The sequence below is a fragment of the Halobacillus litoralis genome (genome assembly GCF_009856415.1).
Lineage (GTDB): Bacteria > Bacillota > Bacilli > Bacillales > Halobacillaceae > Halobacillus > Halobacillus litoralis_C.
In genome coordinates, this window is record NZ_WMEZ01000008.1 from 49924 (window position 1) to 72236 (window position 22313).

Genomic DNA, 22313 nt, shown 5'->3' on the forward strand with positions numbered 1-22313 from the left:
TTTGATATAATGGCGGTACGATTAACCTTCCTATAACAAAGAGGTGAGACGGATGAAAAAGGTGCGCACGGCTATATTCAGTTTGGTTGCTGTATTGATTGCCGCTGTCTTTTTTTATGTGGATAACAAGGAAGTCAACGCACTGAAAAACAATCAAACCTATCCGATGGTGGAAGATCCCAGACAACACCCCGAACCCATTACGGTTTCTTCTCAGGAAATTGGGAACACCAAAGTCCATTTGACCAAGCTTTACAGCCGGAACGATGCAAAAGGACTGTATCTCGGAATGTGGTATGGAGACAGAAATGCTGTGATGAAAAATAAGGAAGAGGATTGGCTGAGAGAGAAAGGTCACATCGAATTTTTAGTTAAAGCTGTCGATTCCAATGGCACTACCTATAATGGACACACAATTGGCACCAAGGAAGGGACGTTCACTACTTTTCGCTATATCCAATTTGATGACTTCCGCTTTGACAAGGAACTGGACGAGCTTGAGTTGGCTTTCTATCCTATGATGGATGACGGCAAGGGGGGCGTCCCCTACGAGCATCCCTGGTTAGAAACCACGGTGGAAGTGGAATGAACAAAGCTTGCCAGAGCATAAGATAACAGGAAAGAAAGTTAGAGGTAAGGTTCGTTTTGAGCTTAGACACAGGTCTAGGCTCTTTTTTTCTAATAAACAATGGTCGATGAAAAGGGGACTCCTAATGAGATATTCTCGTGTCTTACTTAAAATTAGTGGTGGTGCCTTGAAAGGAGATAGCAGGGACAGCTTCGACAATCAACGGCTGGAGCATATCGCAAACGAAATCTTCTCCCTTCTTGAAAGTGGACTGGAGGTTGCGGTCGTCGTCGGAGGAGGCAATATTTTCAGAGGTAGAACCGCTGAAGACTGGGGGATAGAGAGGGTAGAGGCCGACAACATAGGGACAATCGGCACGATTATCAACAGTCTGATGTTAAGAGGTGTGCTGAAGAAAAAATCAATAAAAGAAGTACGGGTCATGACTTCTATTCCGGTGGCAAGTGTAGCGGAGCCATATATTCGTTTGAAGGCTTTGCACCACCTAGCTAAAGGAATGGTTCTCATTTTGGCGGGAGGGAACGGGCAGCCGTTCGTGACGACCGATTATCCTGCGGTACAAAGGGCTATTGAATTGGACTGTGATGCCATCCTTGTTGCTAAGCAGGGAGTGGATGGTGTGTACACGTCAGATCCTGCCAAACATAAAGGAGCAAAAATGTACGGCCGGTTAAATTATGATGATATTCTCCTTCATAACATTCAGATCATGGATCAGTCCGCTCTCATTCTTGCACGAGATTTTAAGCTGCCCGTCCACATTTTCAATTTTGACCATCCGGGGCTTATGAAGAGGGTTTGTACGGGGACAGATGAGGGTACTCTGATTTCACATAGACCCTCCAAGCTTCAAACATTGGAGTAGGTCGAACGACGCCATTTAAAAAGTTTTCGAACGGAGGGTCCATCCCAGGCCTTTTTTCTGATAAACTATTCGTTAAACCTAGAGATGACCTGAGGAGGCAAAGCAATGACGATTCATGACCACATTTTGACAGAAAATGATTTTGTGAAACAGGATACATTGAAATACCCATTTGAGGAACGGGGGCTTCAGTTCGGTGACGGGATATATGAAGTCATCCGCGTGTATAATGGAAACTATTACTTAATCGATGAACACATTGATCGGCTGTACCGTTCAGCGGCGGCTGTTAAAATCGATGTTCCTTATAAAAAGGAAGACATGTATGAACGATTGGATGATCTGCTCCAAAAAAATGGGATCGATGGAGATGCCAAAGTGTACTTGCAAATTACCAGAGGCTCTGCACCGAGGGATCATGCCTTTCCCGATCAAACACAAGCCAATTTATATGCCTATGTGAAAGACCTTCCTCGTCCGGATACATTCTTACGTGATGGCGTAAGTGCCATTACTCACGAAGATGTCCGCTGGGACTGGTGCTACATCAAAAGTTTAAACTTGCTTCCGAATGTACTCGCTAAACAGACAGCCAAAGAACATGGGTGTTATGAGGCGATCCTCCATAAAAATGGAGAAGTCACAGAATGCAGTTCTTCCAACGTCTATTTTGTGCGCCAGGGGAAAGTGTACACCCATCCTGCGAAGAAGAACATTTTGCATGGATGTGTAAGAATGAGGGTGGAAGCGTTCTGTAAAAGAGAGAATATTGATTTTATTGAGGAAGCCTTCCAAGTAGAAGACCTTGCTTATGCGGATGAACTGTTTTTATCCAGCAGCACCTCAGAAATTATGCCTATTCTTAGGGTTGACGGGCAAACGATTGGAGATGGCCGTCCTGGTGCCCTTACACGAAAATTGCAAAAATGTTATGAAGCAGATGCTCATATTAACGAGGAAGACTCGATCTTTACAAGCCAGACAGCAGCTGAATAACTGGAAGACCGGTAGCTATATAGCTACCGGTTTTTTTATTAATCGCTACTTTATGAAATAGTGAGCATCATAACCGACACCCGTAAGACTTCAGGCAGTACCAGGTACCAAAGTGATGACAAGTCTCCGCCTGAAGTACCAGGTACCGAAAAGGAAGGCCGTTGTACCTGGTAAGCCATAGTGCGGGACATCACGAAAATGGGAGCAAGCGGGATAATAAATAGAGGCTCGGGGATATGCTATAATGCTAAGGAAAAGAGGAAAGGAGCGGTCTTTTATGGGTAATGTAAAACTTGAAATGACAAAAGAACAATATGAAACACTGGTTGAGATGGTGTTTTTAGGGACATGGATGGTCAATTCGACAAAGTTGGAGCTGGATGAACAATTCGAAGATGTCCGGGAACTTGTGTTGTCAAAATATAAGGAAGGGAATCTTGAGGACAAGGTTTCTTATCAGGAACAAATCGGTGTCCATGATCTTGATGTGGATTATGAATCGAAACTATTAGATACACACGTAGAAGAATACGATGAGTTCAGCTTCTGGGATAAGCTGGTCGAGAAACTCGCTGAAAAAGAGATGACGGAAATTTATGGTCCCATCGATGGGAAGCTGACAGAAGAACAAATGGAAAAACGACTGGCCGTAGAGGAAGAAATCGGTCGAAAGCTTGAAGAGACAGGTGTGACAAAGCTCTCCTTTGAGGAATGAAAAAAAGCGTGATGGAAGCATCACGCTTTTTGAGTCATTTTTTTCTTCGGTTCTGTCCAAAGTGCTGCAATCGGCCGGGCCCACTGGAACGACCATTGAATGAGCGGCCCTAATAGCAAGGCGACAATCAATGTTCCAAAGCCGACGGGGGCTCCTAACAAAAATCCGATGAGAGCCATTCCGGATTCGGAGAAAATGCGCACTGTACTTTTTGATTGGTTCGTTTTTTCATTCATGATCATCATGAAGTGATCCAGAGGAATACGTGGAAATGGAGTTCGTAAATAAACAGAGATTCCTACAGCTGTGGCTAAAAGGCCGATTAAGAAAATGCCCCATTGAGCCCACCATGCTTCATACTCCATATTCTCAAGCATTCCGTAAAGGAAGATATCCAACGTTCTTCCACGGATGATAATCGGAATTAGTGATTCGAATTGGGGGCGCTTATGTTCCAACTTGGCATTGACAAGTAATAGGATGACAAAAGCGACGATCATGACGCTTCCGACAGTGACAGGAAAGTGCATGGAGAGGCCGACAGCAATACTGTCTCCTGGACCGACTCCTAAACCAGATTTTATGATCAGCGCAAGGCCAAGACTTGAAACGACAAGTCCTGCAACATAGATGATAAACAGAAATAAATATTTCATAGGTAGACTCCTTTATGTGTCCACTTGTGCTCCGTTAATCATATCGTTTGGGTTCTTTGATGTAAAGTTTCTGAACAGAGCGTTTGCCGATTGTTCAAAAGGGAAAGCAAAATAGAGAATGAAAGAAAGGATGATAGGTATGCAATATGCCGTTGTAACAGGGGCTTCTCGTGGCTTAGGAGAAGCAATTGCACGTCAATACATTTTAAAGAATGTGAATGTGGTGGCCGTTTCGCGCTCAGGTAATGAAGAATTGAAAGCATTGGCAGATGAAAAAGGAGTAGATTTTCATCATGTCAACTGTGACTTGAGTGATATGGACGATTTAAATCGAGGGCTCAATCAAATCGTGGGTCTTGTTTTTCACAAGGACACTCATTATGTTTATCTCGTCAATAATGCAGGTGTCATCGATCCTATTGAAACCGTTGGTCAGTTGGAAGCAGACGCTGTGCAAAAGCATATGCAAGTCAATGTAACGGCACCTATTCTTATCGTGAACCGTTTTGTGAAAGAAGCGAATGAAAGAGACCTCCCCCTTGGTATCATCAACATTACCTCAGGTGCGGCAGAGAAGACGATTCATGGCTGGAGTACATACAGCAGCTCCAAAGCAGCCATTAACCGTTTTACACAAACGCTGGCTCTCGAGCAGGAAGGGAAGGGTCACACCATTCTTGCCTATAGTCCTGGTGTTATTGACACAGATATGCAGGGGGAAATCCGTTCCTCTTCAGAAGACGCTTTTGCCGATGTGGAGAAATTCCGGAAATTGAAAGAAGAAGGGGAGTTACGCTCGCCTGATGAGGTAGCAAGTGTATTAATGACCCTATTAGAGAAACAGGATAAAATCGAAAATGGTCAGGTGTATAAGCTTTATGATTTAGTAGGAAAGTGATGAAAGGAGCCCAGTGATGTACAGGGCTCCTTTTAATATTCCAAAAGTTCAATCGTTGGGGATTGTTTGTTTGCTTCCATTCTTACCTTACCCCCGATAGGAAAAGTAAAGATCGGTGTGGTATGACCGAAGCTTGCATTGTAAATGATCGGTATAAGTTCGAGTTCCTTTTTAGATTTGAGAATCTGTAGAAGAGTAGCGTCATCCATGTTCGATTCTTTTTGGAAGCGGCCGATGACCATTCCCCGCACGCCGTTGAAGGCAGGTTGATGGATCAATGATTGTAAATCACGGTCGAAGGTAGAGGGATCTGATAATAGGTCATCTTCAAGGAATAGGATTGAATCCATTAGAAATGGCATAAATTCCGTCCCCTGGAGTAAATTCAATGTACACAAATTTCCACCTATGGAGATTCCTTCAGCCACTCCTTCATGGAACACTTCATAGCCGGGGTTGGAATGGAATTGTCGTTCCTGTTGATTCAAATACCAGCGATCGTCACTCCAATCACCTGCTGGGTGAATACTGTGCCTTTCTTTTTCAGTGAACACTTTTATAAAATGGTCGAACGTATAGCCGATTCCTTTTTCCATACCAAAAGAGGAAAAGTGAGGACCACTATAGGTGACTAAACCTGTCTTTTTATAGATCGTGTTAGACAGAGCCGTTATGTCAGAATAGCCACAGAAGATTTTTGGATTCTTTTGGATAAGATCAAAATCCAGATGGCTCAACAGTTGGTTGCTGTCATATCCTCCGAGAGTAGTCAGGATGGCTTTGACATGAGGATCAGAAAAAGCGTCGTGAATATCAGCCACTCTGTGATGGACGGGGTTCGAGATGAAATCACTGCTTTCTCTAGCATATGTACTGAATGTGACGTTGAATCCCGCCTGATTTAATCGCGCTACTGCAAGATCCTGCTGTTCAGGTGCGACAATCGCTAAACTTTTAGCGGGAGAGATCACTCGAATTTCATCTCCCTTTTTCAATTTATCGGGTATCATGGGCTTACCTCCTGCCTTATTTGGTAAATTACATCACTATACCAAATAAGCATGTTTTCGTCTATGACTTTAAGAAAATTCCGAAACTATTTTCAAATTCACTCGTATGTATGAGAAAGGAGGTATGGTATGTTCCCAACGATTTTTGGTCTGATCCTTGTCGTTGTGTTTTTAGCTCTTGTCTTCAGGTTCGTAGGACAATCAACGAGCAGTCGCAGTATAGCCTCTAAAAAAGATGACACAACGTGGCAGCCTGGATTTCATCAGTTCGACCATTCGGATGGCGGTGGAGATGGGGGAGGAGAGTGAATCGGGTCTCCTGCTTCACTTTCTTAAAATGACTCCCTGAAAATGAGTGGGTCCATCTTCACTTTGCTCCATTGGAATTTTATGAAACGTTTCGAGCTTGAATTCCCTGGTTAGGATGGATTCAAGAGTATCGTCTTCATAAAAAGAGAAGAAGCGTTTAGGATCATGAAAGTCTCCCTGCCAAATTCCTTCGTGGTTGATACCGCCATAAACACCTAAATAAAAAAGTCCATCTTTTTTTAGAACACTATGAATACCTCTGAGAATCTCAGGAAGGTTCTTTTTGGGTACATGGAGCAGGCAATTTAATGCCCAGACAGCATGAAAATGTTCTTCTGGAAATTGTAAGTCATCAAAGCTCATGACGTCTGCTTTTAAATCTTTTTCACGGCAGCGTTGTACCATTTCCTCAGATAAATCTGTTGCATGAACGTCGAATCCTTTTTGTGAAAAGAAAAGACTGTCCTTTCCCGGCCCGGACCCGATTTCGAGCAGCGATTGTTTTTTCTCACCCTTCAATCTTTGTAGAAAAGCTTCCCGTTCATGAATTTTCCAATCTTGTGTCTGGGTTTGGTTACGTTGTGTCGATTGCCGGTCATACGCTTCAGAGAGATTCTTTTTTAGATCTTCTGGAATCAATGGCTCTGCTCCTTTCTTTGGTAAGTAATCGCGAGCATGCCGTCTTCATAGGTATTGGTTTTTGTAAGCTGCAGTTCTTCTTCGTGGTCATGTTTTTGAAAAAGTGGAATGCCTCTGCCAATCAACGTTGGTTGCATGAAGATCCGGTATTCATCAATCAATCCAGCGGAAATAAAATAGTGAATCAGACTTGCTCCTCCGACGACCCATATGGTTTTGTTCTGTTCATTCTTCAGCATGTTCACGAGAGGGAGGATTTGTTCAGGTTGTAGATATGTCGCATAATCGTCATGGCCTTCGCGCGTGTTACTGACCACGTAAACGTCCTTCATTTTGTAAGGGAATTCTTCAGCTAATTCGAAGATGTGATCATATGTTTTTCTCCCCAAAAATACGGTATCGACTGTGTGGTAGAATTCTTCGTATCCATAATCTTCATCTGCACCATCCCGCAGCCAGTCAATGCTGCCATCCTCTCTTGCGATATAACCATCGGCACTTTGAGCAATGAATAAAATGACTTTACCCATAAGACTCCTCCGTTCGTTTTTGTCTTGTATTTCCAAGCCACTTCATCATATAATAAACGTAACAAAAAAAGAAGGGACTGACGTTTAAAGCAATGAAGTACTAATCCTGTTGCTAAACGAGTATGAGAATAAGAAATAACACTCGTTCCAGATACAGGATTGGTCTGTCCTTTTTTAAAAAAGGATTTTATTGCTTTTAACTTCACCCTTTACCTATGTCGTGGTGTACCCAAAAGCGATGGCAGGCTCAAACCTCTCTGGAACGGTTCAGGGAGGTTTATTTATGTTGAACATGCGTGCAGTCAATATACAGTATCAAATCGGGAGCCGGGATATTCTTGATATTAAAGAATTGAGGATTCATGAAGGGGAGCGGATTGGTCTAGTAGGTAGAAACGGAGAAGGAAAAAGTCTTTTGTTGCAATACTTGTTAGGGAAACTTGACATAGAGCCGAAAGTGGAATGGCACACTTCATACGGATGGCTGCAACAGATGAATGAAGATGAATGGAAAACTTCCACAATGAGTGGTGGAGAAAAAACGCTCGCCCGTCTGGAGCAAGTGCTTGAAATGGGGCATCGATTGCTTTTTCTTGATGAACCAACCAATAACTTGGATTGGGAGCACATCGAAGACTTAGAAAAAAACTTAAGCCATCATGAAGGCGCTTATGTCGTTGTTTCTCATGATCGAAAGTTGCTCAATCGCTGCTGCAATAAAATCTGGGAACTTGAGCAAGGGAAGATAACGGAATATCATGGGGATTATGATTTTTATGAAGCACAAAAGGAACTGGAACGAAAGCAGAAGTACGAAAAGCACGAACAGTATTTGAAAGAAAAGAACAGAATAGAAGAACGCATCCGCCAGAAGCAGTCCCAATCGAAAGGAATGAGAAAACCCCCAAAGAGAATGGGGAATTCAGAGTGGCAGTTGGGTAAAAATAAAGCGGCTGCCCATCAAAAGAAGGTGGAACGCGTCAGTAAAACACTTGAACACAGGTTGGACCGTCTCGAGAAGGCAGATAAACCGATGGAATGGGATCAAGTGAAAATGGAGTTCAACCAATTGCATTCTTCAAGTAAAAAGGTAGTGGGGACGGTGGGGGAGACTGAAGTTAAAGCGGGATCCAGGTTTCTTTTTACCAGTCCTGGATTGTCATTGAAAAATGGGTCGAAGACAGCCTTCATCGGTGGTAATGGAACGGGAAAATCCACCTTTATCCAACACCTTTTAAGAACAACGGATTGGCTTTCGCCAGGTGTAAAAGTCGGATACTTCCACCAGACGTTGGAAGATCTGCCTCTAGAAAAGAAAGTATACGACTATGCAAGTGAAGGGAGTTCACTATCCGAAACCACGATTCGTATCATCCTCGCACGCCTAAGGTTTTTTGCCGATGATATGAACAAAACCATAGCTCAATTGAGCGGGGGAGAACGGGTGAAGCTTTCTTTGGCGAAACTGATGGCCAGCGGGGCAACTTTCCTCGTGTTGGATGAACCAACGAACCACCTGGATCTCGAGGCAATTCAAGCTTTAGAACGGTTGATTTGTGATTTTCCAGGGACGATTCTTTTTGTGACCCATGATCGTACATTCATCGAAAGGACAGCAGATCAATTATGGATGATTGATGATTCACGGTTAAAAACTTTTGATGGCACATGGAAACAATGGGAAGAGTATAAGGAGAATCCACCCGTTGCAGACGAGGAGGTCTACGATCAAATGGCATTAGAAACAAGGTTGACGGAACTTATCAGTCGGCTGAGCATGCCAGGGCCTAATGATGATGTAGACGAGTTGGAGTCTGAATATCAACGAACGTTGTCTCAATTAAAGAAACTGAAAAAGAATTAAAAAAAGCGACCGGCTGTGGTCGCTTTTTTATAATAAGAGAGATCACGTTGCGTGAAGAAGCACTTCTCATGACAAGCTACCGAGACGTCTCGACTTTCTTTGCCTCTTTATTATTTCTCAAGAACATGTAAAGAGAGGCGCCGAAGATTATGAAGTAACCGAGGATGCTGAAGATATCGGGTACTTGATCAAACAAGATGATACTGATGAGCGCCGAGTAGACAACGGTGGAATAGAAGAAGATCGAAATCTCCCGAGCCGGTGCGAATTTATAGGCGATCGTCAATCCGAATTGTCCTAATGTCGCAAATGCCCCGGCCGATAGTAGGTAAACCCATTGTTTTAAACTCATCGGTTCATAAAAAGCGATGGTGAAAGGGAGCAGGGTCACCGTTGTGAAAAATGAAAAATAGAAGACAATGGTATAAAACTTTTCTTTATCTCCCAAAACACGAAGCAGAGTATAAGCGCCCGCAGCAAAAACGGCGGAGAAAATACCGGCAAGGTAAGGGATGAACTCAACGGAAAAAGCCGGTTTAATGATGAACAGTGTACCGATAAACGCCACGATTATGGCAATGATTTGATACAAACGTGCTTTCTCTTTCAGAAAAATGGCTGAGAAAATAATTAACAAAAATGGACTGAGTTTGTTAAGCATATCTGCATCTGACAAGACAAGGTTATCAATGGCATAGAAAAACAAAACCATCCCGATTGTACCAAGTGCTGAACGAGAGAGCAGGAGCTTCTGATTTTCTTTTTTACCAAATAATCGTTCTTTGTTGTATATGACAAAACCAAAGGCGATAATGGCTGATACAAGGTTACGGAATAAGGTCTTTTGAACAGTCGGAACGTCTCCAGACAGCTTGACTAGTGCCGCCATCATAGAGAAGCCGAAGGCTGAAATGAGTAGAAGTATGATCCCTTTATTTCGATTGCTCATGATGGTTCCTCCAGTGGTACTTAGGTTGCTCAAAAAAAACACCTTTACCATCCTAATACAAAAAATCCTCGAAAGAAAGCCAGAAGCACTCCTTCCACAAAAGCTCCCGATTGTGGAAGACTCAGTTTTAAGACTTTTGTTGAGTGGATGGGGGCTACGGGGAATAGCTCGCTTTCCGCGGGAGCGCGGTGAGCCTCCTCGGACTACGTCCTGTGGGTCTCACCATGCACTCTTTTCCCGCAGGAGTCTCGCCATTCACCTCCGCCCCTTTGCCATATCAGTGTCTGGAAACCACTCCCACAAAAGTAGAGTTTCCAGGGTCTGCCGGAAATGCAGAAGTCAGTGGCCTCCCCATTGAAATGCTGTTACAGAGCGCTCTCATAACTACTGTACAATGAGGTTGGAAGACGCCTCTCCTAAGTATCGGGAGTTCGTTTTCACACTCATCGAATGGGGTGGTTGGGAAGCTGCGAGACTCCCGTGGGAGAAAGGAGGTAGGCGAGATCCCGCAGGACGTAGTCCGAGGAAGCTCGCCACTCCCCCACAGGAAAGTGTTCAAATGCGGAATCGCCCTGGTAAACACGACTGGCATAAGCCGAATAGCAACGGAATGTGCCTTTTCATTCCTTTGCTGTTCGGCTTATGACGCGAGTGTCTGGGCGATGGAGCTGGACGAGTAGCTTCCCAGCCACCCCTGATGCTCATCCCAAGCAACGAACCCCGAAACATCTCGAAATCGATTCTTCCACAATCCTGCCATATTGTTGAACATAGTGGATTGTATATACATGGTCTTGAAAAGTACGATATACTTAGATTAGTTAAAGAGAAGGAAAGGGCGATAGATGTTGATATGTTCTCAACCTATATTTGAGAGAACACGTGTCATTGAAAATAATCAGCAGCTTTATATAGAAATAGAAAACAAACTGGAGCTGTTTGAAACGAGGGTCGTGTCACCAAAGGAAACTTTTCCTCTTCATGCCATTCATGATGTGTCATATCGAAGGTCTTCAGCCATGTATGGCATGTTATATTTGCATACACACAAAGGTGTGCGCGCATACATGGTGAAAGAGGACCCTAGTCCTTGGATGAAAAAATTAATAGAGAAACTTGTATAAATAAAAGTGTATAGGACGTGATGGAGTGGAAGTGATTGAAGAGAATGACCGTATTTATCTTCGAGAGGTCTTACTTGAAGACTGGTCAGCTTTTCACCCTTATTCATCGAATGAAGAGACGGTAAAACACCAGCCGTGGGGGCCGAACACAGAGGAAGACAGTCTCTTTTTCGTCCGTCAAGTAATTATTGATCGGAAACAAAGACATAGAAGTCGCTATGTTTTTACCATTGTAGAGAAAGAAATGGACCAAGTGGTTGGCAATATAGAGATGAATATCAGGGACTGGGATGGTGTCGGTGAAATCGGCTTTATCATTCACCATGATTATTGGGGGAGAGGTCTGGCAACGGAAGCCGTTCAATTGATGATCAACTATTGTTTTGAACACTGTGAACTTCAGCGAGTAGTCGCAACATCACATCCGGAGAATATCGGATCGATCAGAGTGCTGGAAAAGGTCGGGATGATTAAAGAGGGAATTCTTCGGAAGGATCTGCTTGTGAAAGGGAAATGGCAGGATTCCTGTGTTTACAGTATGTTAAGGGAAGAATGGATAGAAAAAAGCGCAAGGCTTTAAGCCTTGCGCTTTTCTTATGAAGCATTTAGTTTGTCATTGACTGTAAGTCGTTGAACAAGTTGAGAACTGTCCTTATTCAATCCGACAATCTCAACATTTATATCACGCTCTTCATATTTCGTTACAAGTTTATCAATCGCAGCCACAGCCGAGTCATCCCAAACATGGGAATGGGTAAAATCAATGACTACATGGGATGTTTTAACATCATAGTCGAAATGCTTAATCAGACTGTCTGTGGAAGCGAAGAAGACTTGACCGCTGACATGGTAAACCATTTTTTCTGCCTTCTGGTCGTATACTTCCTCAACTTTAACTTTTGATATCTTAGCAACGAAGAAAATAGCACTTAAGATGACACCAGCAATGACACCTTTAGACAGGTCATGCGTTTGTACTACTGTACCAACGGTTACGACCATGACGATACTGTCTGTAATGGGAGTCTTTTTGAAGCGTGTCAGCGAGCTCCAATCAAATGTTCCGATGGATACCATAATCATGACTCCGACTAGGACCGCCATAGGAATTTGGACGAGAAGATCATTGAATACAATAATCAGCATCATCATAAATATTCCTGCAACGAGTGTCGACAATCGTCCACGTCCACCTGAGGAGACGTTAATAACGGATTGACCGATCATCGCACAACCAGCCATTCCACCAAAGAACCCGGAAACCACATTGGCCATTCCTTGTCCTCTGGCTTCTTTATTTTTATCACTCACTGTATCAGTCATATCATCTACGATTTGTGCAGTTAATAATGATTCAAGTAACCCTACAAAAGCAAGAGCTAGTGAAATAGGGAAAATAATTTGTAGTGTTTCAAACGTCAATGGGATATCTGGTAGTAGAAAAATAGGCAACGTACTGGACAGTTCACCCATATCTCCTACTGTTTTCAATCCAGCTCCTGTGGTGATGGCGATAATTGTCATTACGACAATAGCCACCAGTGGTGATGGAACAGATTTGGTGAATCTTGGGAGGATATAAATAATAGCTAATGAACCTACTACCATCGCATACATCGCTAATCCTGCCCCTTCAAAATGGACAAGTTGTGATGAGAAAATAAGAATCGCTAGAGCATTCACAAAACCAATCATGACAGATCTAGGAATGAACTTCATAAGCTGTCCAATTTTTAATGCGCCTAGTGTAAACTGTAAAATCCCCGTCAAAATCGTAGCAGCCAGTAAATACTCCAAACCATGGTCCTTGACCAAAGTAACCATCAGGACAGCCATGGCTCCGGTCGCGGCAGAAATCATACCAGGACGACCACCTATAAAAGCAATGACGACAGCGATACAGAAGGAAGCGTACAATCCTACCATGGGGTCGACTCCAGCGATGATAGAGAAAGCGATCGCTTCAGGGATGAGTGCCATAGCGACAACCATGCCTGAAAGCACATCGTTTTTTACGTTTCCAAACCATTGTTGTTTCATTGTTTCTGTGTTCAATTGCGCACCTCTTTCTATTATTTTTGTTTTGTATTGTCCGTGACAATACGGAAATCCGGCAAGAACGATCAGATTATATCACCTATAGGGGATATTACATAACCCCATGTAAGCGCATAAATAAATACTTTTCTCTTTTTTTCTCTTTTTATCGCTTGTATAGACCCTAACTATACAAAATTAATTTTATTGGGTGTTATTTAATGGGAGATTTTTAACCTTTATCATGAATGAAAATGGTAAAATGGAAAAAATAGAGGATGATTGACTGGGGGAATTCTAATGTATAAGAAAATATTAGTAGCAGCAGATGGATCCAATCACTCCATCCGAACAGCTGAACGCGCTGCCGAGCTTGCTAATTTACAAGGGGACGGTGAAATTACAATCGTTTATGTGATTGATAGCGAACAGTCGAAGTCAGATGTCTTATCTGAAGGTGATCAAGGCATGGTGGAACAGCGTCGGCATCAGAGATTGAAACCAATTGAAGAAATCTTTCAACAGAAAAATGCTTCTTATCAAATAAAAATTCAACATGGCGAACCAGGTCCAACGATCGTTAATTATGCAAATGAAAATAACTTTGATCTTGTAGTCATTGGAAGTAGAGGTTTGAACACCCTTCAGGAAATGGTATTAGGAAGTGTAAGCCATAAAGTGGCGAAGAGAGCGAAGTGTCCAGTCATGATTGTGAAATGATGTTCATTATCATCTAGAAGGGAGAGGTATATTGAATGAGTGATCAAGGCTGTATTAAATGTGGAAGTACAGATGCAGGAAAAAAGGATGTATCTATGACAGGATCAGGTCTATCAAAAATGATGGATGTACAAAACAATAAATTCACTGTCGTTTACTGCAAAAACTGCGGGTACTCGGAATTTTATAATCAAAATGCTTCCAAAGCCGGTAACATTCTTGACTTTTTCTTCGGAGGCTAAATACCAATTGAAATATGGTGGGAAGCTCTGAGTTTGTTACTCAGAGCTTTTATCTATTCAAAGGATCTTATAGTATTTTTTTTGGACCATACGATTCAGGGAATATTGGATGACCGCAGTGATGATCAACAAGATAAAGATCAGTACACTGCTCACCGTCCAAATCCCTTCCAAGCCACTATTCCACAAAATAAGAATGACAATCCCGAAGACCGCAACTTCCAGTGCTAGAGGAACAATTCCAATAAACCTTCCTTTAAATACTTCTCTTTCATCCGTCCAATTCAGCTTTGGACTGTACAAGTCAATCATAAGCCCAGCAATGCTGGCGACCCAGCCTGTAATCAATGAAATCACAAACCAGAGCAGCCATATGATAAAAGGCACTTTAAGGACAATTAATGCGGCTAAGCTCAGAAGTAGTATGGAAAGTAAATTCATGAAAAAAGAAACGAGCAATTTGCTTAAGATGACCGTTGATGATGGGATCGGCAAGTATAAATGGTTGAACCAGCTCTTTCCATCTCTAGAAACAGAAGAGAAGGATGCAGGGTTGATTCCTAGTGCGACCACTGTAAGTCCGAACATCCCTAGAATAACTTTTTTTCCTTCAATCACATTGAGCTGCGTGCCCCAGCCCGTCAGAGGTCCATTGGGGTCCAGCATGATGATAATAATCAAAAATACAGGGAAGAAAAGGCTTTGGACGACTATTTGTGTGAAGAAAGTGGGCGTCCGAAAGATGATTCGCATTTCTTTTTTCCACAAGCTCATGAGTATAGATTGCTGCTTCACGTGCTTTTGAACTTTCTCTTCGTCGAATTCGCTCCGCTTTCCTCCAGATAACCCCAAGACTCCTTTGAAGTAGAATTTCTGTCCGATTGTGAGGAATAACAGGATTGCCCCCAGCGATAAAACGACAAACAGGAGAAAGTAAAAAAGTCCAGTCCAAGACCCTATTTCAGTCAGTGCAATACTACTGAAATAAGCAGTCGGGAAGAATTTCGTTACAAGTTCAAGAAGAGCGTTTTGCTGTGTTAACATTTCGGCAACGTTACTTGTTCCTGAATCCAAACGTACCAATACATTGATTCCGATGGCAAAGACAAATCCAAGGAGCCCGACGAGAACCTTCGTACGATCTTTATTTTTCGATATATTAGCAAATCGCATGATAAACATTAAGACGATAGCAGTTAAAACGAAAGGAATGAGGGGCGTCAATGCCCAAATTATTAACGCCAATAAGTAATAAAGGGCTCCAGCCCCGCTATGTAACCCATAAAATACGAGGGAAGGAAGCAGCAAAATCGTATTCAAACCGTACAACGATAGAAATGGAACTGCAGACTTTCCAAATAAAATTTGATACGGTTGAAAAGGTAAAGAAATAAAGGACTCCACATCTTCAGCGAAGTAAAAAGAACTGAGGACGGTTCCAATACTTGTGAAACAGAAAATAAAAGTCATCATCACAAACAATAATCCGAGAATGACCCCTTCATTTCCTAGTGGTTCTAGGGCAGCGTACATGTTACCAATGATCCCTTGAATAAAAAACAATATGAGCAGGCCGAAAGGGATCATCATTAAACCAATCATGATATATCCGAATTTTTCCATGCTGCTTTTGTTAGCCATAGACAACTGCATTTTAACCATGACCCGCATCAATTTCCACGCTTTACTCATTTTGCGTCAGCTCCAGGAACAATTGCTCCAGATTATCATCATCTTTGAATTGCTGTCTCATTTCAGCCATATTCCCCTTGAATTGCACATGACCATTGTTAATGATAGCGACTTCATCACACAACTGTTCTACTACTTCTAAAACATGGGTGGAAAAAAAGACGATTTTCCCTCTTTTGGCATGATCGCGCATCATTTCCTTTAAGGTGTAGGAAGACTTCGGATCCAACCCTGTTAGCGGTTCATCCAAAATCCATACATCTGGATCGTGAAGCAGGACACCGCTGACGACAATTTTTTGCCTCATTCCATGAGAGTAGGTTTGAATATGGTCATTCAAAGCCTCATAAATGCCGAAACTTTTTGTTAAGTGTTCAATCTTTTCTTTTCTTATATCCTTAGGAACTTCGAATACATCAGCAATGAAATTCAAATATTCAATTCCTTTTAACCTGAGAAAAATGTCTGAACGATCAGGGACATACCCAAATTGATGCTTTGCCTTCATCGGTTCTTTCGAGACATCGATGCCATTCATTATGATCGAACCTTCATCAATGGGCAAAATCCCTGTCATCATCTTGATCGTTGTTGATTTTCCAGCCCCATTCGGACCAAGGAACCCGAAGATTTTCCCATCTGGAACAGAAAGATCGAGGTCTTTGACTGCTTGCTTTCCTGCGAAGCTTTTAGAGATACGATTAATTTCTATCATATTTTCACCCTTTACCTAAGTTGCTTTCCTCATTTCTATACGAAAGAGAAGGGAACAATGTTTCATTATTCCCACACTCCCTTGGATATTAATTTCCTCTGGTTATTGAAGTATATGGCAGGATTGTGGAAGACTCAGTTTCGAGATGTTTCGTGGTTCGTTATCGTGTTGAGCGCCAGGGGTGGCTGGGAAGCTACTCGCTTTCCTGTGGGGGACGTGGTGAGCTTCCTCGGACTTCGTCCTGCGTGATCTCACCTAACTCCTTCTCCCACGGGAGTCTCGCAGCTTCCCAACCCCCCCATTCGAGGTATGTGAAAAACGAACCTCTGTACCAAGTTGGAAGGTCTTCCACTACCACACATTTGAGGTGTAATGAGCTCTGGATCAAGCTTTTACGTACTTTGGAGGTGTTTTAATCATCCACTTCCCTCAACCATACATGCTCCCCTTTTAGAAGTGGTTTCGAGACACTTATAAGGTAAAGGGGCGGAGGGAAACGGTGAGACTCCTATGGGACGTGTGGGACAGGTGAGACCCCGGAAGGCGTAGCCTGAGGAGGCTCACCGCCCGCCCCATGGAAAGCGAACCTTTTCCCGGAGCCCCTAGTACCAACAATTGTCTCGAAACTGAGTCTTCAAGTAAAGGGAGCTTAAGTGGAATTGTCGTATAGCTTATAAGAAGAGGACCATGTGATCTTCGTCTAAATAGCGATCGGGTAACTTGATGGCTTTTTCTTCTGTGCCGTACGTATGGAAGCCAAGCTTTTTATACAACTCACGTGCTGGATGATTATCAGTGACCACGCTCAAGTGAAGCACTTCCAGCTCGATCGCATATGCAAATTGAATCAACTCTTTGATTAAGAGTTCTGCGCCACCTTTTCGTCTATGATCTTTGTTTATGTACATGGCTAAGACGGAAGCTTTGTGGGAAAACTTTGGGTGGGTTTCTCTCACTAAAGTGACGACACCTGCGAGCGTCTCCTCTACAAATAGCCCGAACGTGCGGGCGGTCTCACTTTCCAGCCTTTGTGATATCGTATTGATTGGATCAGGCCTTTGTTTTTCCTGTTCATATGTAGTGATAAAAGCATCAGGGTTAGTTAGTAGGGCTTCTAGTCTTAAATGATAATATTCTTTAGCATCCGCTTGATTCAATTCGCGTACTTGCATAAAAATGACCTCCTTCGGTTGTTCCTAGACTAGCGAAAAACTATGGTAAAGTAAAGAGAGAACGTATTTAATGAATGAGGTGATCTCATGACTGAAAAGGAAAAGATGCTGGCAGGCGAATTGTATAAATCCTGGGACGAAGAGTTGACGATGGAACGGTCTCGCGCTAAACAACTGACGTATCAATTGAACCAGACGAAAGATACAGAGGACCATTATCGTAAGCAGCTGATTCAAGACCTTTTTGGTACGATTGAAGGGGAGATGGGACTCGAACCCCCATTTTATTGTGATTATGGTTACAATATTCATGTAGGTGACGGCTTTTTCGCTAATTACAACTGTGTATTTCTGGATGTCTGTGAGATTCGCATCGGAAAAAGAGTGTTGATCGGTCCGAATGTCCAACTGTACACCGCCACTCATCCAATGGATCGTGAGACAAGGGCGAGTGGATTAGAGTCAGGCAGACCGATTATCATTGGGGATGATGTATGGATCGGAGGAAGTGCTGTCATCAACCCTGGAGTGACCATTGGAGAGAACGTCGTAGTTGGCTCAGGGGCAGTGGTGACGAAGGATGTTCCCCCAAATGTGTTTGTAGCTGGAAACCCTGCAAAGCAAGTTCGAAAGGTAGACTGAATTCGAAAGGGTAGTCGTTCCTCCAATTTTTCGTTATCATACTAGAGGATGCATGCATACGTAATAGAAAGAAGAGAGGATTGAGCAAATGATCAAACGTAAGAGTCAAAGAGAAATCGAAAAGATGCACGAGGCAGGGAAGCTTCTTGCGAGTGTTCATAAACAATTGCGCACATTCATTAAACCAGGCGTAACTACGATGGAGATCGAAAATTTCGTTGAAAAGTACTTAGCTGAACGTGGAGCTACTGGAGAGCAGAAAGGCTACCAGGGATATGAATTCACTACATGTGCTTCTATTAATGATGAAATCTGTCACGGGTTCCCACGCCAAGAACAGCTGAAGGAAGGCGACATCGTGACCATCGATATGGTCGTTAACTTAAATGGCTTTCTTGCTGATTCTGCCTGGACGCACGCCGTAGGAGAGATTAGTGAAGAAGCTCAAAAATTGATGGATGTCACGAAAACTTCTCTTTATAAAGGGATTGAGCAAGCCGTTCCTGGGAAGCGCATCGGCGATATCGGTCATGCCATTCAGTCATATGCAGAAGGGGAAGGTTATTCTGTAGTTCGTGATTTTACAGGGCACGGAATTGGTGATTCGATTCATGAAGATCCTTATATTCCTCATTTTGGTGCTGCTGGAAAAGGAGCCCGTTTGAAAGAGGGCATGGTCATAACAATTGAACCAATGATTAATATTGGTGCATGGGGAAGCCAGATGGATGAAAACAACTGGACCGCACGTACCACCGACGGTTCGCTTTCTGCACAATATGAGCATACCGTTGCCATTACAAAAGAAGGTCCGATCATTCTTACCGAGCAGGACGAAGAATAAGCAAAAAAGAAGGCTCTCTAATGAGCCTTCTTTTTTTGTTGAAGAATATGTCAGGATCTTGGAAAAAGGTTGTTGGTTTAGGTAATAAAAAAAACTCCCCTGTGAAAGGGGAGTTTTTTATACGTTCTTATTTTTGAACGTTAGCTGCTTGTGGTCCACGCTGACCTTCTTCAATTTCGAAAGTTACAACTTGTCCTTCTTCAAGAGACTTGAAACCTTCTTCTTGAATAGCAGAGAAGTGTACGAAGACGTCGTCTTGACCTTCTACTTCGATAAATCCAAAACCTTTTTCTGCGTTAAACCATTTTACTGTACCTTCAACCATGTACGTTACCTCCTGCGTGGAAAAATTCCACATTGTATTACTATTCTTGCTCTTCAAGTTCCATCAAGACGACATCTTACGAAACATCTTCTCTTGCATGAATCTGATCGAACAACGAATAATTAACCTTAGTATAACAGATGGCCAAAAGGAATGAAAGCCCTGTGAGGAAAAAGTTTTCCCAACTACTGGGAATGTTCATTCCTGAGGCTGAGTGAGATAAGCTTGATTCATTAAGGAAAATAGGGACTTTTCTACAATGGCATCCACCTCAGTATTTTGAATACGGGCAAGGTCATAGAGAGGGCGTCCTTGTTCTAATAAATGCTCGACAATGAGATAGCCTGTGTAATTGGCTTCTTTTTCAAAACCAGAAGCACCTGTGCCTTTCGTAAACGAATAAAGCGCCTCATAATCGGTCCGGTGGAGGTGCGGTTGGATGTTCATCATGACTCGGTTCGGTTCACGGCTGCATTTTTCTTGTTCCCAGCACAATGGGAAATCGATCATTCCACTCTCTTCCAAAACTTCTTCGGTTGTGTGGGCCGCCATTCCTTCCTGGAAGATCAACTGCCCTAATGTTCGCGTATGGCTTGGAGCGAGTCCAGATTGAGCGCAGTGGACGACCCGAGTCAATTCTTGAATCAATCGTGTCCGGCTTGATGTGAGTTCGACAGGAAAGCAAAGGGTATAATGCTGGTTCTTTTCCATAATGAATGGATCGGTTTCAAACGTTCCCACAAAAAACATGACGGTCATTCTTACGGGCGAGGTACAGTGAAGGATTTGTTTAATGGATTCAACATACCCATTTACTTCTAAAGGGCCAATATCAAAATATTGAATTTTGTCATAGACTTGTTCGTATCTATTCCATGCGTATTCAATCATTTCTTTGGCCAGCTGACCTTGCTGATAGCCGGGTGGGGTGTAGGGAAAAGCATATTGATCGGTCCATAATTCATAGCGTTTGTGCAGCGGTGTTAGAGAGGCTTGGTCATAAAACGTTAGAAAACGATCCAACATTTGTTTGCATTTGACATCATCCATGATGATCCCTCCGAATGTTTAAGTATTAGTCAAAAATTCCAGGCGTTTCTTCCAAACCATGTGAGCATCTTTACCTATCCAAATCAAATGACTATCGGAGTCGACTTCAAAAATTTCGCAATCAGGCACGGAAGACTTCAACAGTAGAGCGTTTGTGTACGGAACACTGCGATCCTTTTGTGAATACATTCCAAGAACAGGCACTTGAATTCCACTTATATCCGGGGTTTCGTGGTCAAGATCTGTCATAAAACCTTTTCCGGATTGGGAAGTCGCGAGCATATCCACAATAAACCGTCGGTCGTTGGGGGAAAGATTGTCCAAGTAATCGTCAACATTCTCTGTTGTTAAATCAGCAAGCAGTTGTTTCATCACCAAATCAGGGAAGAATTTCAACATGGTGCGGAGACTGCTCCAAACAAATTTCTCTGCTGGTCCAAAAAGGACCGTGGCTCTTTTTTTAATATCACTTTCCCATGAAGTGAGGAGTGCCGCTTCAAGCAGCAAGCGGTCCACACGTTCTGGGTGGTGAACGGCTAAAGCAATCCCTGTAGGACCAGCCGCAGATATAGAGATGACATTCACTTTTTTAAGTTGGAGATGGTCAAGTACTTCGACGATTGTGTCGGCAAAATCCTCAGGCGTGCGACCAGTGGAGAGCTCTGTGTAATCGTAGCCGGGTCGAGAAATCGTAAGTAAAGAAAAACCTTCATAAATCAGACTGCTGTGAGATAAATCGGTATCTCTAGTGGAGTGTCCACCTTTCAATAACAAAACAGGAGGGCCGGACCCTTTATATGTAAACTCTACTATTCCTTTGGATGTATCGAGGAGTGTCGTCGTCAATGGGTTCATCCCTTTCTTTCTTCATTTTTCCATACATTCAATATAAGCTATAATGGAAGAAAATGAAACATCAGACGATTCTGAAAAAGGGGGTTAAAAAATGAGAATTGTGTCGATTTGTCCTAGCAATACTGAAATTGTCGCTTATCTTGGGCAGACGCACCTGTTGGTTGGTGTCGATAATTATTCTGATTATCCTGAAGAAGTGGAACACCTTCCGAAGCTAGGTCCGGATTTATCCATTGATATCGAAAAGGTCGCTTCCCTGAAGCCGGACCTTGTTTTAGCATCCTTGTCTGTCCCTGGAATGGAAAAGAACATTGAAGGGTTAGACGAATACGACCTGCCCTATATCATATTGAATCCGAACACGTTATATGAAATATCTGAGGATATTCGTCGTGTAGGAAAGGCGATTGGAGTGGAAGAGAAAAGTCATCAGCATGCGGATGATTTTCTGAGAGAAATCGACGAATTCAGAAATCAGACGAAACAAATGGAGAAAAAGCCTTCTTTGTATTGGGAGTGGTGGCCGAAACCGGTGTTTACACCAGGGAAGTTAAACTGGCTGAATGAAATTAGTGAACTTGCTGGTGGGGTTAACCTCTTCAGAGACCAAGAGCTAGCTAGCTTTCAAACAGATTGGGAGGAAGTGAAAAATCGCGATCCTGACCATATCTGTATGGTGTGGGTAGGGGTGAAGGAAGAAAAAATGAATCCTGACCTTATTAAGAAGAGACCGGGTTGGTCTGAACTTAAAGCTGTGAAGCACGATCGTATTCATGTACTGGAAGAATCCCTCTTTTGCCGACCAAGTCCACGTTTATTGGAAGGTCTAAGAAAAATTTCTGGGGTCGTTAAACAAGAAAACAGCAAGTGAGTTC

25 protein-coding genes are annotated in these 22313 nt (G+C 42.9%); 13 read left to right on the top strand and 12 right to left on the bottom strand.

All coding sequences use genetic code 11. The features are described from left to right. The first annotated feature begins 52 nt into the window (after nucleotides 1-52). From GLV98_RS16470 to GLV98_RS16485, 4 genes are all read left to right on the top strand, one after another. Entirely contained in the window at nucleotides 53-589 is a 537-nt protein-coding gene (locus GLV98_RS16470) for a hypothetical protein (RefSeq protein WP_160917167.1), read from the top strand. A gap of 124 nt (nucleotides 590-713) precedes the next feature. Further along, the gene (pyrH, locus tag GLV98_RS16475) at nucleotides 714-1454 is read left to right on the top strand and encodes a UMP kinase (RefSeq protein WP_160917168.1); all 741 of its coding nucleotides are present in this window, start codon (nucleotides 714-716) and stop codon (nucleotides 1452-1454) included. A 105-nt stretch (nucleotides 1455-1559) separates the two neighbouring features. Beyond that, nucleotides 1560-2450, top strand: coding sequence for a D-amino-acid transaminase (gene dat, locus GLV98_RS16480; RefSeq protein ID WP_160917169.1), 891 nt, complete (start codon nucleotides 1560-1562; stop codon nucleotides 2448-2450). Nucleotides 2451-2727: 277 nt separating this feature from the next. Then, entirely contained in the window at nucleotides 2728-3165 is a 438-nt protein-coding gene (locus GLV98_RS16485) for a hypothetical protein (protein WP_160917170.1), read from the top strand. A 20-nt stretch (nucleotides 3166-3185) separates the two neighbouring features. Here the strand turns inward: GLV98_RS16485 and GLV98_RS16490 are convergent, their stop codons facing one another. Then, nucleotides 3186-3821 (bottom strand): YczE/YyaS/YitT family protein, encoded by a 636-nt coding sequence (locus tag GLV98_RS16490; RefSeq protein WP_160917171.1) that lies wholly within the window; start codon nucleotides 3819-3821, stop codon nucleotides 3186-3188. Nucleotides 3822-3960: 139 nt separating this feature from the next. On the opposite strand from GLV98_RS16490, the gene GLV98_RS16495 reads away from it, so the two are divergent. Then, nucleotides 3961-4719, top strand: coding sequence for a (S)-benzoin forming benzil reductase (locus GLV98_RS16495; protein ID WP_160917172.1), 759 nt, complete (start codon nucleotides 3961-3963; stop codon nucleotides 4717-4719). Nucleotides 4720-4751: 32 nt separating this feature from the next. Here GLV98_RS16495 and GLV98_RS16500 read toward each other — a convergent pair whose 3' ends face one another. Next, on the bottom strand, nucleotides 4752-5729 hold the full coding sequence (locus GLV98_RS16500) for a S66 family peptidase (RefSeq protein ID WP_160917173.1): 978 nt from the start codon (nucleotides 5727-5729) through the stop codon (nucleotides 4752-4754). A gap of 129 nt (nucleotides 5730-5858) precedes the next feature. Between GLV98_RS16500 and GLV98_RS16505 the strand changes: the two genes are divergently transcribed. Next, nucleotides 5859-6038 (top strand): hypothetical protein, encoded by a 180-nt coding sequence (locus GLV98_RS16505; RefSeq protein ID WP_160917174.1) that lies wholly within the window; start codon nucleotides 5859-5861, stop codon nucleotides 6036-6038. Nucleotides 6039-6053: 15 nt separating this feature from the next. On the opposite strand, the gene GLV98_RS16510 is transcribed toward GLV98_RS16505, so the two are convergent. Both GLV98_RS16510 and GLV98_RS16515 read right to left on the bottom strand, forming a co-directional pair. After that, on the bottom strand, nucleotides 6054-6677 hold the full coding sequence (locus GLV98_RS16510; protein ID WP_202410111.1) for a class I SAM-dependent methyltransferase: 624 nt from the start codon (nucleotides 6675-6677) through the stop codon (nucleotides 6054-6056). Further along, entirely contained in the window at nucleotides 6674-7207 is a 534-nt protein-coding gene (locus GLV98_RS16515) for a dihydrofolate reductase family protein (protein ID WP_160917175.1), read from the bottom strand. The genes GLV98_RS16510 and GLV98_RS16515 overlap by 4 nt, the downstream gene beginning before the upstream one ends. Nucleotides 7208-7490: 283 nt before the next feature. On the opposite strand from GLV98_RS16515, the gene abc-f reads away from it, so the two are divergent. Further along, nucleotides 7491-9071: a ribosomal protection-like ABC-F family protein gene (gene abc-f, locus GLV98_RS16520; protein ID WP_160917176.1), complete on the top strand. Its 1581-nt coding sequence runs from the start codon at nucleotides 7491-7493 to the stop codon at nucleotides 9069-9071. Between the two features lie 76 nt (nucleotides 9072-9147). Here the strand turns inward: abc-f and GLV98_RS16525 are convergent, their stop codons facing one another. After that, the gene (locus tag GLV98_RS16525; protein WP_160917177.1) at nucleotides 9148-10020 is read right to left on the bottom strand and encodes a DMT family transporter; all 873 of its coding nucleotides are present in this window, start codon (nucleotides 10018-10020) and stop codon (nucleotides 9148-9150) included. A 1149-nt stretch (nucleotides 10021-11169) separates the two neighbouring features. On the opposite strand from GLV98_RS16525, the gene GLV98_RS16530 reads away from it, so the two are divergent. Continuing rightward, a complete protein-coding gene (locus GLV98_RS16530; protein WP_160917178.1) occupies nucleotides 11170-11724 on the top strand; it encodes a GNAT family N-acetyltransferase in 555 nt (184 codons plus the stop codon). Between the two features lie 14 nt (nucleotides 11725-11738). On the opposite strand, the gene GLV98_RS16535 is transcribed toward GLV98_RS16530, so the two are convergent. Next, nucleotides 11739-13184: a SulP family inorganic anion transporter gene (locus tag GLV98_RS16535; protein ID WP_160917286.1), complete on the bottom strand. Its 1446-nt coding sequence runs from the start codon at nucleotides 13182-13184 to the stop codon at nucleotides 11739-11741. Between the two features lie 297 nt (nucleotides 13185-13481). Here GLV98_RS16535 and GLV98_RS16540 point away from each other — a divergent pair, with 297 nt between their 5' ends. Beyond that, the gene (locus GLV98_RS16540; RefSeq protein WP_160917179.1) at nucleotides 13482-13901 is read left to right on the top strand and encodes a universal stress protein; all 420 of its coding nucleotides are present in this window, start codon (nucleotides 13482-13484) and stop codon (nucleotides 13899-13901) included. Between the two features lie 35 nt (nucleotides 13902-13936). Next, on the top strand, nucleotides 13937-14143 hold the full coding sequence (locus GLV98_RS16545; RefSeq protein WP_160917180.1) for a zinc ribbon domain-containing protein: 207 nt from the start codon (nucleotides 13937-13939) through the stop codon (nucleotides 14141-14143). 57 nt (nucleotides 14144-14200) lie between these two features. Here the strand turns inward: GLV98_RS16545 and GLV98_RS16550 are convergent, their stop codons facing one another. The 3 genes from GLV98_RS16550 to GLV98_RS16560 all read right to left on the bottom strand — a co-directional run bounded on the left by GLV98_RS16550 (nucleotide 14201) and on the right by GLV98_RS16560 (nucleotide 17722). Further along, a complete protein-coding gene (locus tag GLV98_RS16550; RefSeq protein ID WP_160917181.1) occupies nucleotides 14201-15835 on the bottom strand; it encodes a putative ABC transporter permease subunit in 1635 nt (544 codons plus the stop codon). Beyond that, nucleotides 15828-16550: an ABC transporter ATP-binding protein gene (locus GLV98_RS16555; protein WP_146814344.1), complete on the bottom strand. Its 723-nt coding sequence runs from the start codon at nucleotides 16548-16550 to the stop codon at nucleotides 15828-15830. The genes GLV98_RS16550 and GLV98_RS16555 overlap by 8 nt, the downstream gene beginning before the upstream one ends. A gap of 671 nt (nucleotides 16551-17221) precedes the next feature. After that, on the bottom strand, nucleotides 17222-17722 hold the full coding sequence (locus tag GLV98_RS16560; protein ID WP_160917182.1) for a GNAT family N-acetyltransferase: 501 nt from the start codon (nucleotides 17720-17722) through the stop codon (nucleotides 17222-17224). Between the two features lie 87 nt (nucleotides 17723-17809). On the opposite strand from GLV98_RS16560, the gene GLV98_RS16565 reads away from it, so the two are divergent. Both GLV98_RS16565 and map read left to right on the top strand, forming a co-directional pair. Continuing rightward, nucleotides 17810-18364 (top strand): sugar O-acetyltransferase, encoded by a 555-nt coding sequence (locus GLV98_RS16565; RefSeq protein WP_160917183.1) that lies wholly within the window; start codon nucleotides 17810-17812, stop codon nucleotides 18362-18364. 88 nt (nucleotides 18365-18452) lie between these two features. Continuing rightward, nucleotides 18453-19208 carry a type I methionyl aminopeptidase gene (gene map / locus GLV98_RS16570; RefSeq protein ID WP_160917184.1) on the top strand — a complete coding sequence of 252 codons (756 nt, stop codon included), beginning with the start codon at nucleotides 18453-18455 and terminating at the stop codon, nucleotides 19206-19208. Between the two features lie 127 nt (nucleotides 19209-19335). Here map and GLV98_RS16575 read toward each other — a convergent pair whose 3' ends face one another. The 3 genes from GLV98_RS16575 to GLV98_RS16585 all read right to left on the bottom strand — a co-directional run bounded on the left by GLV98_RS16575 (nucleotide 19336) and on the right by GLV98_RS16585 (nucleotide 21438). Further along, nucleotides 19336-19533 (bottom strand): cold-shock protein, encoded by a 198-nt coding sequence (locus tag GLV98_RS16575; protein ID WP_035510016.1) that lies wholly within the window; start codon nucleotides 19531-19533, stop codon nucleotides 19336-19338. A gap of 198 nt (nucleotides 19534-19731) precedes the next feature. After that, entirely contained in the window at nucleotides 19732-20583 is an 852-nt protein-coding gene (locus GLV98_RS16580) for a hypothetical protein (protein WP_160917185.1), read from the bottom strand. Between the two features lie 18 nt (nucleotides 20584-20601). Further along, the gene (locus GLV98_RS16585; protein WP_237417172.1) at nucleotides 20602-21438 is read right to left on the bottom strand and encodes an alpha/beta fold hydrolase; all 837 of its coding nucleotides are present in this window, start codon (nucleotides 21436-21438) and stop codon (nucleotides 20602-20604) included. A 91-nt stretch (nucleotides 21439-21529) separates the two neighbouring features. Between GLV98_RS16585 and GLV98_RS16590 the strand changes: the two genes are divergently transcribed. Next, entirely contained in the window at nucleotides 21530-22309 is a 780-nt protein-coding gene (locus tag GLV98_RS16590) for a cobalamin-binding protein (protein ID WP_160917186.1), read from the top strand. Nucleotides 22310-22313: the final 4 nt, after the last annotated feature.